Consider the following 16,499-nt stretch of genomic DNA (forward strand, 5'->3'; position numbering starts at 1 on the left):
GTAGCCATTCTGGACCACCAGTTCGATGCCACCAACTGCGGCCAGCAATCCGGCCGTGGAACGGTCGACCGCGTTCATTACGTCAATGTCCCCGGTCCGAAGGGCCGAGGTGCGGGCATTAATGTCCTCAATCACCAGGGTTTCGACCTCGTCAAAATTGCCGTGGCCTGCTTTCCAATAATTGGGATTGCGCTTCGCAATCGACCGGACGCCATGCCGCCACTCCTGCAGGATGTAGCCGCCCGTTCCGTTACCCTTGTCGAAGTCGGTATCGCCATTCTGGACTATCTGCAGGCGGGGATCGGACAGCAGGACGGGGAAATCGGCGTTGCCCGAAGAAAGAGTGATGATGACGGCGTCCTGGCCGTCTTTCGCGATCTCCGAAATGCCACTTAGCACAGAATTGAGCGCAGACGGCGAGCCTTTGCGTAGGTGCAAGCCGAACGAGTAGATAATATCGTCGGCGTCCAGTGTCTTGCCGCTGTGAAACTCGACTCCTTTGCGCAGTTTGAGGCGCCACCGATCAGCAGCAGGCCGCACCGCCTCCCAAGACTCGGCCAGTTCCGGCTGAAGCTGTCCCGACCCATCGATTTCCAGCAATCCGTTGCGAGCCTGACCGATCAGTGCGCCAACCATCGCACCCGTGATCGCAGTGGGATCCAGGGAATCAGTCGAGGATCCACCCGAAACGGCCAGACGAAGTCGCCCACCGGGTTTTGGCTCTTGTGCCCGCGCCAATCTGGCGGGCAAAAAGAGCCCGGCAGCCGTTGCGGCAGCGCCGGCAAGCACATCACGGCGATTTGGTCCTGCAGGCCTAAACGGTGAATGCGACTCCATATCAGTTTTTCCTAAATTAGAGGGCGCTCTGGCAGATCAATAAACGGTACACCGATCCGCGCCCCCTACGGATACTCATGCGACATTTTTTGGTCCTCTTTGGACACACTAATTTTCACGATGTACCATCGTGTAGGACAACTGAAGGAAGGGGGTCCTGATAACGGGCAAGGTTGCGCCGTTCTTGAGATGGCGATATGCCAAATCGCGCGCGATAGCACTTTGAAAGGTATTGCGGAGTGGAAAAACCGGTGGCGATTGCAATTTCCCATATTGCAAACTCCGTCAGTCGCACCAATGCGCGCGCCTGGTCGAGACGTACTGCTCGATAGTGCAACTGAGGTGTTGTTCGAAAATGCTGATCGAACAAACGCTCCAGTTGTTTCTGAGAAGTGCCGCTACGCGCCGCGATGGTCTCGATCGACAAGGGGAAATCCACGTTGTCATGCATAAGCTGAGCGGCTTTGCGCAAGGCTTGATTTCCGATTCGGCGAAACGGGCTTTCCTTGATAGGGACCACCTCGGATCCCTGCCGAATTGTCTGATACAAAATCTGTCGCGCTACATCGGACGAGACTTCGGGGCCAAGGGTTTCGCTTACGAGTTGCAGGAACAGGTCAATTGCTGCTGTACCGCCGGAACATGTAAAAATCTGCCGGTCGCGAACAAACAGGGATCGTTCCACCGTCAGACGTGGGTATTGCTCTTCGAAAGCTGGAATGTCTTCCCAGTGCAGCGTGCAGCGATGATTGGACAGCAACCCGGCTTTCGCTAGCACCCAGGTTCCAGTCGCAATGGCGCCAACCGTGGTGTGTTGGGCGTATCGTGATCGCAGCCAGCGAAACAACCGATCATCTTCGAAGAGATGCCCCCCTAGAGCGGCGCAAACCACAACCACGTCGCACTGAGGAGCGGTTTCGACGGTGTAATCGCATATCGACCGCAAACCGTTCATTGCGACGACTTCGCGTGAGTCTACAGAGATCGTGAACCACTGATGATTGACCCGATCCGTGACGTAGTCTGCGTCACGGAGAATGTCGATCATTCCCGCCACGGGGAGCAAAGGATACTGATCTAGGAGCAGAAAACCATAGACCCGCTTCTCTGGCCGGTTCCGAAAAGTGACCTGTGATCCCACGGCAGTTTCCCGAATTGGCCAACGAAGGCCGGTTTTTGACGAATGATTATCACTCCGATCGGGGCGGACGTGCAAGGTATTCAATGGAAGACACTAAGGAATACATCATGCACAACGATCTCCGACAGCGATTCTGCCGAAATCTCCGCGACGCGGGTATCGATGTTTATATAGCCGTCACGCCTGCCAACTTCCGTTATCTCTCGGGCTACAATAGTGCTTTTATCGACCTTTCTTGGCAGATGACCGGAACGGACATGGTCGTCTTGCCGGCGGATAGCGACCTGGAACCTGCGGTGATCGTCAGCGAATACTGTGCACCGGACGCCCGGAGGCACAGCGATATCGCGGATATCCGGACGTATTCCCTTTGGACTGAAAACAGAACCTTTGAGGAGATCCGCGCGCAATCGGGCGCCATTTTATCTCGCCCCATGCAGTACGACTATGCGGAAATCTTTGGTTTGGTCCGGGACGTCGTGCGGTCGCGCGGGCTGTCGGGTGCTGTCATCGGCTCGGATCTTTCACTTATGAAGCACGAGACCTACGAGGCGCTCCGGACCTGTTTTCCTGGAAACCGTTTGGTAGATTGTCGCGATGTCGCGTACCGGACCCGCCAGATTAAGCATCCGGCCGAAATACTAGAACTGCGCAAGGCAGCGCGCCTTTTTGACATCGGCACCGGCGCGGCATTTGATGCGCTCCACGAAGGACAGCGGCTGGCAGACATTCAACGCACATTCGAGGCGTCTCTGCGAGACGCCGTCCGCCGCGATCCGTCCCTGAACGGATTTGAGCGGAGCTTTTTCTTCCCCCATGTCGGAACCGGCGACGGACAGGTCGTGCAAACCGGTGACGTGATAAAGCTAGATTGCGGCGCGCGGGTGAACGGCTATTGGAGCGATGGTTGTAGACATGTTTGCATGGGAAAGGGCACCGTTGAACAGCGCCAAATCCATCACGCCTTGACGGCCGGTTTTGAGATGGCGCGCGAGATGCTGCGCCCCGGCGTTCGGATCGGCGACATCTTTGAGGCGGCTATCGAAACGGTCAGGGACCATGGCCTCCGCAACTACTCTCGCGGGCATATTGGCCATTCCATTGGATTGGACGATCAGACCGAGGAGCCGCCATTTCTAGGGCCCACCGACCAGGTTCTGCAGGAAGGCATGGTAATGTGCCTTGAATTGCCCTTCTATCCGATCGACCAAGGAGGGTTCAACGTTGAGGATATGTTCCTGATAGGTGCGAATGGCCCTGAGACCCTGACGCTGCTGGACCATGGATTTCGCGAACTTCACTGAGCAGGCTTGTGCGCGAACTTGTGGGTGTGTCGTCCAGCTTTGGTCGAAGAATTGCAGGAAAAAGAGTATGACGAAACCAGTCCTTGAAATCCGCAATCTCCGGCTTGAATTGGAAGAACCTTTTGAGGGTAGCAGGCCCATCGTAAGTGACATCAACATCAAGGTGCACCCCGGTGAGGTGCATGCCCTTATTGGCGAATCCGGCAGTGGCAAGACAACTATTGCGCTTTCCGCCATGGGCTATGTCAGGCCGGGCCTGCGCCGGGCCTCTGGTCAAGTCTTTCTAAATGGAACGGATCTGTTCACATTGCCCGCTCATGCCTTGCGCGATATCCGAGGCAATCGCGTTTCATACGTGGCACAGAGCGCTGCTGCGTCATTCAACCCGAGCCTCAGGATCGGCCAGCAGGTGACGGAGACCCCGCGCGAACACGCACTGATGTCGGCCGCGGAAGCCATGGCGCAAGCGAGTGTCCTGTACCAAGAATTACGCATCCCCACACCCGACAAGATCGCGCGGCGATTTCCCCACGAAGTTTCTGGAGGGCAGCTCCAGCGACTGATGGCTGCCATGGCGATGATTTCGCATCCCGACCTCATCATTTTCGACGAACCTACGACCGCGCTCGACGTCACAACGCAGTTATCAGTTCTGATGGCATTCCGGGATCTGATCAAGAAGCACAACACGGCTGCAATCTATGTCAGCCATGATCTGGCCCTCGTGGCCCAGATTGCAGATCGAGTGACGGTGCTGCTTAACGGCGAAATCAAGGAAGAAGCCGGCATGTCGGCCCTGATCGCCGCGCCGAAGCACGAATATTCGCGTATCCTCATGGCAGCAGGAACGCCGTCTTTGGATTGTGCCCATCCGGGGCCAACCGCGGACTTCGCTGAGGTGCCTCTCCTCAAGCTGCAAGGTATATGCGCCGGGTATGGGCCGATCGGCCCGAGCGGTCAGCCTGCATATCCCGTGATCCGCGATGTCAATTTGTCTATAGAGAAAGGAGCCGTCGTCGGCATAATTGGAGAATCTGGCTCGGGCAAAAGCACACTGGCAAAGGTGATTTCGGGACTGCTGCCTGCGGCGCGAGGCGCAATGCTGATAGATGGCAAACCACTCACGCCTCGGGTGGAAGATCGTAACAAGGAGATGGTCCGCCGCATCCAACTCGTCTCGCAAAGTGCGGATACGGCCTTGAACCCGAGCCATAGCATCGAAAAGATTCTAGGACGGCCTGTAGAGTATTTCACGGGGTTAAGGGGCCGCGGTCGGCGTGATCGGGTACGCGAATTGCTGGACCTCGTTTCGCTGCGGGACGATTTGATGGATCGACGCCCTTCCGAGTTGTCAGGAGGCCAGAAACAGCGGATCAACCTAGCGCGGGCGCTGGCGGCGGAACCGGAGTTGATCCTATGCGACGAGGTCACCTCGGCTCTGGATTCGATTGTGCGTAACTCCATCGTCGAATTGATTTCCCAGCTTCGCGAAAAGCTAGGTGTGGCCATGCTCTTCATCTCGCATGATGTCTCGACCGTGTCACGGATCGCGGATACTGTCGCTGTCATGCATCGCGGTTTGATCGTAGAAGCCGGCCCGGCTGGCCGGTTGCTTGTGAACCCCGAGCATCCCTATACGCGACTCTTGCTGAACTCGGTGCCGCGAGTGGAAATGGGCTGGCTGGAGAGAGCATACGCGAAGGTGCAGCTTGACCAGAGCGCGTTGTCAGACGCGATGGAAGCCTTCCGCACGGCTTAGCGTTAAGTGCTCCGTTCCGAAAATTCGAGCGCGTCAGATGGCCTTATACCTAGTTCGAGCTTTCGTCGTCCAGTACGTTGGCCCGCCAAGGGAGCAACTGGACCCTGCGGAAGTTGCCTCAATCTGAAGAGTTGAACCGTTCGGGCAGGTCAAGGTCGTGAGCGGCGAAACGGCCGTTCACGGGAAAGCGCCGCTCCACCTTGCCGTTGAGTGATTTTGACGGCCCATGAATCGTTTTCGCTGGGTGTGACCCCTCATTTCTGGTTTTCTTTCCAGCATCGGAATCAATGGCAACTGTCACAAGCACTCTGGTTGATGATCCGCTGGAGTTGGTTTTTGTGGAACATGGGGTGGTTATGCGCACCGGTGGGCAAGTACTTGTCGAAGCCTTGAAGATTAATGGCGCCGAAGTGATCTTCGGCGTACCGGGAGAGAGCTATCTTGCAGCACTCGATGCCATTCGAGATTGTGGTAACGCTCTGCGTTATATCACGATGAGGCAGGAAGGCGGCGCGAGTTTCGCGGCCGCCGCATATGGCGATCTGACCGGGCGACCAGGAATCTGTTTCGTGACGCGTGGACCCGGCGTGACTTCGGCCACCATCGGATTGCATACGGCCATGCAGGGATCGACACCGATGATTCTTCTGATTGGCCAGATCAGTCGCCCTTACCGCGACCGTGAAGTCTTTCAGGAGATCGACTATCGCCGCTTTCTGAGCCAGACTGTTAAATGGGTCGCAGAAGTCGACGACGCTTCGCGTTTGCCCGAATATGTCAACCGGGCTTTCAAGGTAGCAGTCTCGGGCCGACCCGGTCCTGTTGCTCTCGCCCTACCCGAAGACATGCTGTTTTCGCTGACTGACACGCCCGACCTGGCCGCAGTTCGTGCAACGCCAGCGGTCCCTTCATCCGCGGATATCGCCGGAGTGGCCCAGATGCTACAGCAGGCAAAACGTCCGCTTTTGCTCTTGGGCGGCGCTATGTGGACGCCCGAGGGGCATGCAGCCGTCATTCGCTTTGTCGAGACGCACGACCTACCAGTCGCTGTCGGGTTCCGTCGCCAAGGCTTGTTTCCGCACGATCATCCGAATTTCGTAGGGAGTGTCGGCTTCGGAGGCATACCGGAGCCAAACCAATATGCTCGTGATGCCGATTTGATCATCGCGCTAGGCTCTCGCCTGAACGATCCGACCACAATGAAACATACGGTTATTGCGGCTCCCAAGCCTGCTTGCCGACTTGTTCACATTCATCCGGGGACGGAAGAGCTGGGCCGGCTCTATCAAGCTGATCTGCCAATCCTGGCCGATCCAAATCTCGCCGCGATGGCACTTTCCGGATCGAGCGCCGACCGCCGCCACACAACGGCGACCGCCCAGGCGAAAGCCGGCTATGCCAGGGGGCTGGCTTTGCCGACACAGCCTGGCCCGGTTGACATGGCCGAGGTGATGCGAGTGCTAAATGAGCGTCTGCCACGCGACACCACAATGACCACGGGTGCGGGCAATGCCTCGGATTGGCCCAACATTCACTATTGCTACCGACAGTTTCTAGGAGCCGCTGCACCTATTAGCGGGGCTATGGGCATGGGTGTCCCTGCAGCGATTGCCGCTAAGTTCGTGCGTCCACACTCCCGTTCGGTCTACATCGGCGGCGACGGAGACTTTCTGATGAACGGGCAGGAGTTGGCCACGGCGATCCAATACCAGGTGGATCCGCTGTTCATAATAATCGACAACGGCAAATACGGCACAATTCGCGGAAATCAGGAAGTGCGCTACCCGGGACGCGTTTCAGGAACAACTCTGCGCAATCCCGATTTTGCCAAGGTTGCTGAGGGGTATGGCGCGCATGGCGAGCGGGTGGATGATACGGCTGAGTTCGAGCCAGCACTGGACCGTGCACTTTCTGCAGGCCGTGCGGCTGTAATCCATGTCTTGGTGGGGCCCAACAGCCTCGGCCCCAACCACACTCTTTCAGAGGATTGCGAGTAATGCTGTCAGAAACTATGCGTCGGGTCCCGGCATCACCCATCGGCGCGATGTTCGAGCGCGCGACCGAACTGCGTTCCCGTGGCAACAATTTAATCGACCTGTCATTAGGGGAGCCCGATTTTGATACGCCAGACCATATCCGAGCGGCCGGGATAGAAGCTATCAAAGCCGGAGTGACCCGGTACACTGCCGCAGACGGTACGGCTGCCTTGAAGGACGCGGTGCGGCGCAAATTCGCTCGCGACAATCAACTGACCTTTGAGCGGTCAGAGGTAGTGATTGCCGCTGGTGCGAAACCGTTGATCGCCAGCGCCATGCAGGTTATCCTGAATCCCGGTGACAAGGTTATCCTTTCGACGCCAGCATGGACGTCGCACGTGGGCATGGCCCAGGTGTGTGCAGCAACGCCGGTGTTCTTGGAAACGAGCGAATACGAAGCCTATCGCGTCGATGCGGCTCGGCTTGAAGCTGCAATCACTTCAGAAACCAAGTTGCTGTTGTTGTGCTCGCCCGGTAATCCGACTGGCGCCGTGGCTTCACCCGAGGAGCTGGGCGCGATCGCCGAGGTGCTGCGCCGTCATCCGCATGTCAACGTGATCTCCGACGATCTTTACGAACACATAGTTTTCTCACCGGCGACCTTCGCAACTCTAGCACAGGTAGCTCCGGATCTGGGGGACAGAGTACTGACCGTCAACGGACTGTCCAAGGCCTATGCCATGACCGGTTGGCGTATCGGTTATGCCGGCGGACCGGACTGGTGGACTTCCGGATTGCGTGCGTTGTTTTCACAGACAAGTGGTGGACCCTGTTCGATCAGCCAAGCCGCCGCCGTGGCCGCACTCGACGGGCCACAGGAATTTTTGGGTGAACGTTGCGAGGTATATCGCCGGCGCCGCGATCTCGCCCTGTCGGAGTTGTCGAAGGTGCCGGGACTTAAGGCACCGGCGCCGCAAGGTGCATTCTTTCTCTATGTCGATTGCGGGGCTTTTATCGGTAAAAGAGCACCAAATGGAGGCGTTATAGCGTCGTCTAGTGACCTCGCAGACCACCTCTTAGTTGCAGGGGTGGTCACGGTGCCTGGCGCCGCTTTTTACGCGGATCCTTTTCTACGGCTGTCAGTGGCAACCTCTGACGAGAATATCGTTGAAGGCATTCGCCGCATCGGGGTAGGTTGCCGACAACTGGGGTGGGATGGGCGGCATGACACAAAATCTGTCGGACTGCGTCGCGAGACCGCGCTTTGAAATCCAACCTCAGATCCAAGACGGCTAGGAGCAACTTGCATTCTCACTTCCGGCTCCTGCAACCCGCTTCGCGTGGGTTCCCAGACCTGTTGAGAAAATAGGTAACTTCGATCGGGTCACCTTTGGGCCGAACCGCCTTGCGAACTCAGCACGCCGCCTGAAGAAGCTTCTTAGCTGTTCCGTTTCCTGGCTTCTACTCGTCAGTCTCAAAGCCGTACTTCTTGGAAGAACACACTCCCACCTATCGCCGGTCCGGTGTGCTCCAATATGCCAATTCGAGGCCTAGTCCACGGGTTCTATTGACAGGAAAGGGTTTTCTGCTTTGGAAGCTGCGACCAACCAGGTACTGAATGTGCGCACATTGCGCACGCTCCAAGAGCGGGTGGGCGTCACTAGGAAGTATGTCATTCCCGTTGGCATAGGTTGCTGAAAAATTTGCACCAGAGCACCTCGCGCCAACGCGAGATCCACGAAAGGACGTCGCCCGATGGCAATCCCCATGTGCTGCTCGGCGGCCCGCAGCGCCGCGGACCGCGTGTCAACCTCGAGCCAGTGCCGCACGTCGCCGAGTGGAACATCGTTCTTCTCCATCCATATCCGCCACTCATCCGGCGCGGAAGCGCAATAAATAAGAGGTCGGGATAGCAAATCGGACGCCTGTGTAATCGGCCCCCGCCGAGTCAGGAACGCGCTCGAACAAACAGGGCTTATCGTTTCCTGAATAAGGGGGAAAGACTTCTCGGCACTGAAGGGTTCAACCCCATACTGAATGGCAAGATCGATGTCGCTGCCGGACAGGTCCACCTTCTCTGGGCTTGTCACCAGCGTCACAGAAATCTCAGGGTGCTGCTCAGCAAATCGCGCCAGCAGAGGTACCATCCAAAGATCCGCCAGAGACGGAAACAGATTTATTGAAATTCGGCCTGTCTTGCGCGCTACCGAAACCTCGAGCAACGCTGCTTCCAGCCGGTCAAGGATGTCTCGCAGCTCGGCCGCCAAATTTGATCCAGCCTTCGTAACTCTGAGCCGATTGTCCGACTTAATCAGTAGCTTGGTTCCGACGTGGCTCTCCAATGACTTGACCTGATGGCTGATCGCGCTGGCAGATATCCCGAGCTCGTCGCCCGCCGCCTGCAGGTTGCCGTGACGAGCTAGAGCCTCGAACGCGCGGATCGCGGCAAAGGGCGGAATCTTGCGTCCCATCAGCTTGTCTGTATTCCCTGCGCATGTCCTCGGGGCATCGACGGTTTCATCATATCAGCGGCCCGTTTCGTCTGGAAGATTCGTGGCAGATTTGGTGGTTGGCGCAAAGCGACAAATTGCGACGGCGAGGCGCTTGTCCTTGTTGAACCCAGCGTAATGCAAACGATCGCGCCCAAAACGAGGCACGCCTGGTGCGTTGTTGCAATGCTTCGGGAGAAGTCAGCCGATTAACCCTAGCACTTGCGCGTACGGCCCGCTAGTCGACAAGGCCTCACCGTTACGCGCAATGTGGCCGCTCGTGGATACGCGCTGTTTCGCAGGGATTGGTCTCACCCGCCGATCGAAGGCCCATCGCAGAAATATAAACAGCACCAAAATTCTATTCAATTGAACCTTTGCATGCGGAGGTCGATCAACCCTGTTGACCAGAGACACTGACAGAAGGACGCAGATCATGACAATTGAGAAAATTGCAGCCGAATATCCTGATACCGAGCTTTACATTGGGGGCGCTTGGCAATCTGGCGCAGGCCAGATGGAGGTTGTTGCCCCGGCGACCGGCGAAGTGATCGGACATTGTGCTGTTGCGGCTACACGTGATCTCGACAACGCAGTTGCTGCGGCTTTGAGGGGTTTTCGTATCTGGTCCGCGACGCCTGGGCATGACCGGGCTGTGGTATTACGGCGCGCGGCCGACGTTCTAGATGCCCGTGCTCGCTCTGTTGGTGGGCACATCTCCATCGAACAGGGCAAACCGCTTGAGGAAGCCGAGGCCGAGGTCCGCTTTTCGGCAGAGGTGCTTCGTTGGAATGCCGGCGAAGCGGAGCGCATATATGGTCGGGTGATCCCCTCGCGCCAGCCTGGGGAGCGCCTTATGGTCCTCCCGGAGCCAATCGGTCCGGTTCTCGCTTTGACACCATGGAATTTCCCAATTTATCAACCTGTTGCAAAAATTGCCCCAGCCCTTGCCGCCGGCTGTTCGGTCGTGGTGAAGCCCTCGGAAGAAACACCGGCAGGCGCTGCAGCGTTAACCAGGGCGTTACATGACGCCGGATTGCCCCCTGGCGCGCTAAACATGGTGTTTGGTAATCCCGAGGAGATCTCGAGTTACCTGATTTCCTCGCCAATCATCCGCAAAGTTTCTTTCACCGGTTCCGTTGCAGTCGGGCGTCTAATCGCCACTAAGGCTGGACAGGCATTGAAAAAGGCGACTCTGGAGCTTGGAGGGCATGCGCCGGTCATCGTTTGCCCAGATGCTGACCCGGAACAGACGGCCCGACTTTCCGCTGAACAGAAGTTTCGCAATGCAGGACAGGTTTGCGTATCGGCTAGTCGCTTCATCGTGCATCGGTCTATCCTCGCTCGATTCACGCAGGCTTTTGTGGAAGCCACCAAGGCGCGGACGATCGGACCGCTGATAAATGCGAGAAGGGTGGTGGCGGTTGAAGAGCTTGTCCGCGACGCTGTGAGATCTGGCGCCAACTTGGTTGCCGGCGCGGAGAAGGGAACGACACCTGGATATTATTTTCCGCCAGCGGTTCTGTCCAACGTTCCTCCCGGAGCTCGCATTATGCAGGAAGAGCCCTTCGGCCCGGTAGCGGCAATCTGCGCCTATGGCGATCTCGACCAGGCGCTCGAAATCGCCAATAGCTTGCCTTTTGGGCTTGCAGCCTACGCGTTTACCGATTCAAGCGACACGGCAGAGCGACTGATAAACGGCTTGGAAGCCGGCATTGTTCTAATCAACACCTTTGGAGCCGTTTATCCCGAGACGCCTTTTGGTGGTGTCAAGGATAGCGGCTTTGGAAGCGAGAATGGCATCGAGGGAGTAGAAGGCTATCTCCGGCCGAAATATGCAGCGCTAACGCGCGCCTCTCTCGCAACAAGCCTATAGTCGCGACAGAAGAACCCACCCGGCGGTCGCTGTCAGAGGTGTCGGCGACTAGTCGCCGGCCGTCTACCAGCTCGTGGCAACTGTCTCCTCGGATAGCCTTCCAAGCATTCAATCGCACCAGCTTTGGCCTTAGCGCAGAGGGATTGTGATAAGGATACAGCCAAGTGGGAGAATTAGGTCGCCGAAAGACGCCGATGACCTGGCTGCGCTCGCGCCAAAAAAGGGCACCGCACCAGCTAATTTTCTTTTTGCTCCAGCTACCGCTCGGCCACCGGAAGGCGAAGGCTCTTCAGAACATCACCGACGCCATTTCAGATACATTCAAACCTATTGTTTTTTTTTCAATTTCGGCAGCCGGGCGCGACGCGTAAGGGATAGCTGAAGGGCTAGATTGCCCGCCAGACGATGACGCGTAGACAGGAGCTTGAGCGGCCAATGCGTATCATTCCTACGGAAGATGAAGCCGCTGACCTGCGTGGACGGGTTCTCGACTTTTGTTACGAAGCGATCCCTAGGACGGTCCGGGGACTGGAGCGCCAGGGAACGATGAGCGACGGCGACTCGAGTGCCTTTTTCAAGGCTCTGGGCGCTGCTGGCTGGATTGGCCGTCATTGGCCCCGAGAATACGGTGGGCGCGATGCGACGCACCTCGAGACCGCCATCATAGACGAGGCGCTTGGTTACGCGCGGGCGCCGCTTTCGGCCTACCTCCTCTCCGTAAAGGTCTTCGGTAACTCGTTGCTGCTGTTCGGCACTGACGAGCAAAAAAGCAAATACCTCCCTTTGATCACCGCTGGCGACGCAATGTTCTGCCAAGGGTTTTCGGAACCGATGGCCGGTTCTGATTTTGGATCCTTGCGGACAACTGCTGTGCGAATGGGCGATGAATACATCGTCAATGGCCACAAAATTTGGACTTCCTCGGCCGAAGTCGCAACTCACATGTACTTGGCCGCGAGGACCGATCCAAAGGCCGTGAAGCACCGCGGTATCAGCCTCTTCGTGCTCGACATGAAGACGCCAGGGGTCACCGTCAACAGCTTCCCGACGCTGGGAGGCGGTGTGTTGAACGAGGTTTTCCTCAGCAACGTGAGGATGCCTGCGGAAAATTTGCTGGGCGAAGAGAACCGCGGCTTCCATCAGGCGATGCGCAGCTTGGACCTGGAGCGTTCCTGCATGGATAGGGTCGGGGCGGCGCGACTGTCTCTCGATCGACTGGTTGAATATGTCACTCAAGATCGAAGCGACGGAGCGAACGGACGTCTTTGCGATGTGAAGATGGTTCAGGAAAAAATAGGTGAACTCCGCACGAAGCTGCAGGTCGCACGCAGTTTCGGCTACATGATCGCGCGCAACGTCGATGCCGGCAAAGGCGTCAGCGCGGAGTTCTCCTTTGGAAAGCTCTATGTCGGCTTGCTTACTCAAGCCCTTGCCGATGCGACCGTCGACATCGTTGGCACTTTGGCACAGTTCGAGCATGGCTCGGATCTCGCGCTTCTCGATGGTTTGTTTCCAGCGGTTTTCCGCGCGTCCCCAGCACTTACGCTGGCAGGTGGCTCGAGTGAAATCCAGCGCGGCGTGATTGCGACCCGCGGCTTGGGGCTGCCGAAATGAACGGCTCCGGACCGCTCGCCGGCATTCGCGTTGTCGATTTCTCGGGGTACATCGCCGGCCCTTTCTGCACGCAGATGCTTGGCGACATGGGGGCAGACGTCATCAAAGTAGAGCCCCCGGCCGGAGAGCAATGGCGCGGACAAGATCCATTCGCGCCCGGGTTTAGTAAGAGTTTTGTCGCGCTGAACCGCAACAAGCGCTCCATCGTCCTAGATCTAAAGTCCGAAAACGGGCGTGGCGTAGCGAGGGCCCTGATCGCGTCGGCCGATGTAATGGTACACAACTATCGCCCTGGTGTGCCTGAACGATTGGGGATCGACTATAGCGCTATGCGCGAACTCAATCCGAAGTTGATCTATGCGTCGAATTCCGCCTACGGACAGAAAGGGCCTCGTGCGCATCAAGCCGGGTATGACTTGGTGATCCAAGCGGTTTCGGGGCTGATTGCTTCCAATCCGACCCCAGACGGCAGAGCGCCGCGTCGATACGCCGGCATTGCGTTGATCGATTTCACAGCCGGCCAAATGCTGGCCTTCGGCGTGCTTTCCGCGTTTATCCAAAGGCTCCGCACCGGCATCGGGCAGAAAGTCGAGAGCACGCTCATCGAAGCAGCCCTCAGCCTCCAGCGTCAGAAGCTGGTTTCCGTCGAAGCGTTGGATGGTCAATGCCCTCAACCGGCGAAAGGAACGGTTAGAGAACGCATGCGGACCGCGGCTAGCCACGCGAACGATCTCGTCGAGCGCGAACTCTATTACCGCACTTATGAAACAAGCGACGGGTACGTCACCATCGGCTGCTTGAATGTTCCCCAGAGGAAGCATTTCATGTCCATCGTAGGCTTGGATGATCCCTGGTTCGAGAACCCTGACGCCCTGCCACAAACAGATGATGAGGACAGGCGTCGGCGGGCATTGACGTCATACGCCGAGTCCGAATTCACCAAAAAATCCACAACCGATTGGGTCAAAGCTTTTGAGGATTGCGGCGTGCCATGCGCGCCCGTCCAGATGTCAGCCGACCTGATGTTTGACGAGCAGGTGGAGGCGGGAGGCTACTTCGTTGGCTTCACTATGCCTGAGTTCGGACGTGTCCGAACGATGGGCTCAGGCGTGTCCATCAATGGACGGCCCGAAGGCCACCGTCCTCCCCCCGAGTTAGGGCAGCATACCCAAGAAATTTTGGATGAACTAGCAGCACTTCCAGCTGCGGCGACATCGGCTGACGGAGATCGACGAACATGAATACAAACGTGGGCGCAGAACAGCAGGTCAATGCCGCTATCAGCGAATCTGATTTCGAGCTAATCCGCGAGGTCGCACAGGCCTTCGTCGCAAAGGAGATGACGACAAAGATCGTCCGACAAGCGGAAGCTGGAGACTGGACGGCTGCGAATAAAGTCTGGAAAGCCGTGGCGGAGTTGGGTTGGGTCGGCTTGATAGCTCCCGAAGCCTTTGGTGACGACGGGCTGCCTGTAGTTGCAATGATCGCCGAGGAGCTTGCGACAGCGGCCTTTCCCATGCCCTTCGCCGAAACCGCAGCTTTTGTAGTGCCCTTGTTGGCCAAGTTTAACCACGGGTCGCTCGACAATTTGATAAATTCGATCGTCTCGGGACTGCACCTTGTTGCGGTAGGGATGCCAGCCAGTGGATTGCCGAGGAGCGCGGAAGACTGTGCTCTACCAACGCTCCAGGACAATAGTGACGGCCGTCCCTGGGTCGCGGAGCATCTCGACAGGGCCAACGCTGTTCTGATCCCCGTCCAGGCGAAGGATGGGGTTGCAATAGCGCTGGTGGAGAGGCCCGCTTCCGGATGGGGCGGTGCTGCCAACCCAGACCTCACCAACAATGCGTACGTTACCTTGGACTGGGCCACGTTAGCCAAAGGCGAATCGACCATAATAGGCCAGGGCAATTGTTCGTGGACAGATATCGACGCGGCCCTGGATGTCCTACGAACGGTGGTTGCCGCTCAGGTCGTGGGGCTGTCTCGCGCAGCGTTAGAGCTGGCCGTAAGCTATGCAAAGGAACGTGAGGCATTCGGTGCGGCCATCGGCTCGTTTCAGGCCGTCCAGCAGCGTCTTGCTGATGCCTATATGGAAAACGTTGCTGCGCGCCTCTTGGTGACCAGTGCCGCAATAACACCTACTTCGGCTTTAGTGGCTATGGCTTCGATCCAGGCCTGCGAGAGCGGCCGTAAATGCACTTTCACCGCGCAACAGATTTGGGCTGGCATGGGTTACACGCTGGAAACGGATGTTCAGCTGTTCTTCCGCCGCGCCCGCGCTCGCCAGCTTCTGCTTGGATCACCTTGGCAGCAGCGCGAGACCGTGTGGGACAGGGCGGCCCAACAGAAATGGGCCATCTGAGATCGCTCGACAAATTCACGCGCCTGATCGGCGAATCACTCGGGCGCATCGGGGCACGACCATGTTCCAAACAAAATTGACCCACCTCTTGGGTATTCGGCACCCGATCATATGCGGGGGGATGTTTCGCATAGGACGCGCCCCCTTGGCCGCAGCGGTTTCGAATGCAGGTGGACTCGGGATTATAACCTCCGCGACGTTTCCAGATATCGAAACGTTCTCGGCGGAAGTGAGGATATTGCGCAAGCAGACGGATAGGCCGTTCGGGGTCAACATTAACTTGTTTCCCACTGCGCGCCAGTACTCGCCTGCCGATTTTTTGGAGGTTTGCATCAACGAAGGTGTGCCAGTGTTGGAAACATCCGGCCAAAATCCGGAACCTTACCTGGATAGAATCAAGAAGGCCGGCCTGAAGATCATTCACAAGGTTCCTGCCGCGCAATATGCATTGAAAGCGCAAAGCATTGGCTGCGATGCCGTCTCGATAGTGGGCAATGAAACCGGCGGCCACCCTGGTATGACAGATGTGAGCACACTGGTCATGCTGCGGCAAGCGGCTGCGCAGTTGGATATTCCGGTCATCGCCGGCGGTGGATTTGGCGACGGAGCAGGTCTTCTGGCGGCCTTAAGTCTCGGCGCCGACGGCATCCTCATGGGCACGCGTTTCTTGGCCACACGCGAAGCCGGCGCTCATCAAGCGGTCAAGGACTGGATGGTCGCCGCGAAGGCCGATGACACTCTAATCGTACAAAAGTCGATTGGGTCACCAATGCGCGTAGCCAAAAATGCGCTGGCCAAGCGGGTTGTGCAGATGGAAGCTGAAGGGGCAAGCTTGGATGAGTTGCTCCCCCTTATCTCCGGGAGCAGAAACCCCGCGGTTTACTTTGAAGGGAAGCTCGACGACGCGATCTGGTCCTGCGGACAGGTGGTCGGCCTTGTAAGTGACGTGCCCAGCTGCAGAGAATTGATCGACCGGATCATCGCGGAGGCCCATGCCGCCCTGGCTTCAGTCAACGCGAAATCGATCCAGACCGAAAGCTCCCGCTGTGGATGATTGCTAACGATCGACCGGTTCCTGGAAGCTCACGGCGGGGAGGCACCGTGTCGTGGACGTGACGGCCCAGGCCTTCTCAATAGG

General features: G+C 57.6%; 13 protein-coding genes. 10 read left to right on the forward strand and 3 right to left on the reverse strand.

Annotated features, from left to right (window positions below):
- Both OHD58_RS29770 and OHD58_RS29775 read right to left on the reverse strand, forming a co-directional pair.
- On the reverse strand, positions 1 to 837 hold an 837-nt coding region (locus OHD58_RS29770), incomplete at its 3' end, for an ABC transporter substrate-binding protein (RefSeq protein ID WP_263807202.1).
- A gap of 115 nt (positions 838 to 952) precedes the next feature.
- Positions 953 to 1,885 (reverse strand): GlxA family transcriptional regulator, encoded by a 933-nt coding sequence (locus OHD58_RS29775; protein ID WP_354494823.1) that lies wholly within the window; start codon positions 1,883 to 1,885, stop codon positions 953 to 955.
- Between the two features lie 200 nt (positions 1,886 to 2,085).
- On the opposite strand from OHD58_RS29775, the gene OHD58_RS29780 reads away from it, so the two are divergent.
- From OHD58_RS29780 to OHD58_RS29795, 4 genes are all read left to right on the forward strand, one after another.
- Positions 2,086 to 3,282, forward strand: coding sequence for a M24 family metallopeptidase (locus tag OHD58_RS29780; protein ID WP_263807204.1), 1,197 nt, complete (start codon positions 2,086 to 2,088; stop codon positions 3,280 to 3,282).
- Positions 3,283 to 3,349: 67 nt separating this feature from the next.
- Entirely contained in the window at positions 3,350 to 5,041 is a 1,692-nt protein-coding gene (locus OHD58_RS29785; RefSeq protein WP_263807205.1) for an ABC transporter ATP-binding protein, read from the forward strand.
- Positions 5,042 to 5,328: 287 nt separating this feature from the next.
- The gene (locus tag OHD58_RS29790) at positions 5,329 to 7,038 is read left to right on the forward strand and encodes a thiamine pyrophosphate-dependent enzyme (RefSeq protein WP_263807206.1); all 1,710 of its coding nucleotides are present in this window, start codon (positions 5,329 to 5,331) and stop codon (positions 7,036 to 7,038) included.
- On the forward strand, positions 7,038 to 8,285 hold the full coding sequence (locus OHD58_RS29795; RefSeq protein WP_263807207.1) for a pyridoxal phosphate-dependent aminotransferase: 1,248 nt from the start codon (positions 7,038 to 7,040) through the stop codon (positions 8,283 to 8,285). Before OHD58_RS29790 ends, OHD58_RS29795 begins: the two co-directional genes overlap by 1 nt.
- Positions 8,286 to 8,567: 282 nt before the next feature.
- Here the strand turns inward: OHD58_RS29795 and OHD58_RS29800 are convergent, their stop codons facing one another.
- Positions 8,568 to 9,488, reverse strand: a complete 921-nt coding sequence (locus OHD58_RS29800; RefSeq protein ID WP_263807208.1) for a LysR substrate-binding domain-containing protein — start codon at positions 9,486 to 9,488, stop codon at positions 8,568 to 8,570.
- A gap of 454 nt (positions 9,489 to 9,942) precedes the next feature.
- Here OHD58_RS29800 and OHD58_RS29805 point away from each other — a divergent pair, with 454 nt between their 5' ends.
- The 6 genes from OHD58_RS29805 (at position 9,943) to OHD58_RS29830 (ending at position 16,415) form a co-directional block, all read left to right on the forward strand.
- Complete coding sequence (locus OHD58_RS29805) at positions 9,943 to 11,382, forward strand: NAD-dependent succinate-semialdehyde dehydrogenase (RefSeq protein ID WP_263807209.1); 1,440 nt, start codon at positions 9,943 to 9,945, stop codon at positions 11,380 to 11,382.
- Between the two features lie 194 nt (positions 11,383 to 11,576).
- Positions 11,577 to 11,753 (forward strand): hypothetical protein, encoded by a 177-nt coding sequence (locus OHD58_RS29810; protein ID WP_263807210.1) that lies wholly within the window; start codon positions 11,577 to 11,579, stop codon positions 11,751 to 11,753.
- Between the two features lie 64 nt (positions 11,754 to 11,817).
- Entirely contained in the window at positions 11,818 to 12,996 is a 1,179-nt protein-coding gene (locus OHD58_RS29815) for an acyl-CoA dehydrogenase family protein (RefSeq protein WP_263807211.1), read from the forward strand.
- Entirely contained in the window at positions 12,993 to 14,237 is a 1,245-nt protein-coding gene (locus OHD58_RS29820) for a CaiB/BaiF CoA transferase family protein (RefSeq protein ID WP_263807212.1), read from the forward strand. Before OHD58_RS29815 ends, OHD58_RS29820 begins: the two co-directional genes overlap by 4 nt.
- Positions 14,234 to 15,361 carry an acyl-CoA dehydrogenase family protein gene (locus OHD58_RS29825; RefSeq protein WP_263807213.1) on the forward strand — a complete coding sequence of 376 codons (1,128 nt, stop codon included), beginning with the start codon at positions 14,234 to 14,236 and terminating at the stop codon, positions 15,359 to 15,361. The genes OHD58_RS29820 and OHD58_RS29825 overlap by 4 nt, the downstream gene beginning before the upstream one ends.
- 61 nt (positions 15,362 to 15,422) lie before the next feature.
- The gene (locus tag OHD58_RS29830) at positions 15,423 to 16,415 is read left to right on the forward strand and encodes an NAD(P)H-dependent flavin oxidoreductase (protein ID WP_263807214.1); all 993 of its coding nucleotides are present in this window, start codon (positions 15,423 to 15,425) and stop codon (positions 16,413 to 16,415) included.
- The last annotated feature ends 84 nt before the right edge of the window (positions 16,416 to 16,499 follow it).

It is taken from the genome of Mesorhizobium sp. ZC-5 (genome assembly GCF_025753855.1).
Classification (GTDB): Bacteria; Pseudomonadota; Alphaproteobacteria; order Rhizobiales; family Rhizobiaceae; genus Neomesorhizobium.

What these genes read in the sequence shown, in the direction of transcription:
- OHD58_RS29775 (WP_354494823.1), bottom strand. Translation starts at nt 1,885, where the DNA reads ATGATCGACATTCTCCGTGACGCAGACTACGTCACGGATCGGGTCAAT.
- OHD58_RS29780 (WP_263807204.1), top strand. Translation starts at nt 2,086, where the DNA reads ATGCACAACGATCTCCGACAGCGATTCTGCCGAAATCTCCGCGACGCG.
- OHD58_RS29785 (WP_263807205.1), top strand. Translation starts at nt 3,350, where the DNA reads ATGACGAAACCAGTCCTTGAAATCCGCAATCTCCGGCTTGAATTGGAA.
- OHD58_RS29790 (WP_263807206.1), top strand. Translation starts at nt 5,329, where the DNA reads ATGGCAACTGTCACAAGCACTCTGGTTGATGATCCGCTGGAGTTGGTT.
- OHD58_RS29795 (WP_263807207.1), top strand. Translation starts at nt 7,038, where the DNA reads ATGCTGTCAGAAACTATGCGTCGGGTCCCGGCATCACCCATCGGCGCG.
- OHD58_RS29800 (WP_263807208.1), bottom strand. Translation starts at nt 9,488, where the DNA reads ATGGGACGCAAGATTCCGCCCTTTGCCGCGATCCGCGCGTTCGAGGCT.
- OHD58_RS29805 (WP_263807209.1), top strand. Translation starts at nt 9,943, where the DNA reads ATGACAATTGAGAAAATTGCAGCCGAATATCCTGATACCGAGCTTTAC.
- OHD58_RS29810 (WP_263807210.1), top strand. Translation starts at nt 11,577, where the DNA reads ATGACCTGGCTGCGCTCGCGCCAAAAAAGGGCACCGCACCAGCTAATT.
- OHD58_RS29815 (WP_263807211.1), top strand. Translation starts at nt 11,818, where the DNA reads ATGCGTATCATTCCTACGGAAGATGAAGCCGCTGACCTGCGTGGACGG.
- OHD58_RS29820 (WP_263807212.1), top strand. Translation starts at nt 12,993, where the DNA reads ATGAACGGCTCCGGACCGCTCGCCGGCATTCGCGTTGTCGATTTCTCG.
- OHD58_RS29825 (WP_263807213.1), top strand. Translation starts at nt 14,234, where the DNA reads ATGAATACAAACGTGGGCGCAGAACAGCAGGTCAATGCCGCTATCAGC.
- OHD58_RS29830 (WP_263807214.1), top strand. Translation starts at nt 15,423, where the DNA reads ATGTTCCAAACAAAATTGACCCACCTCTTGGGTATTCGGCACCCGATC.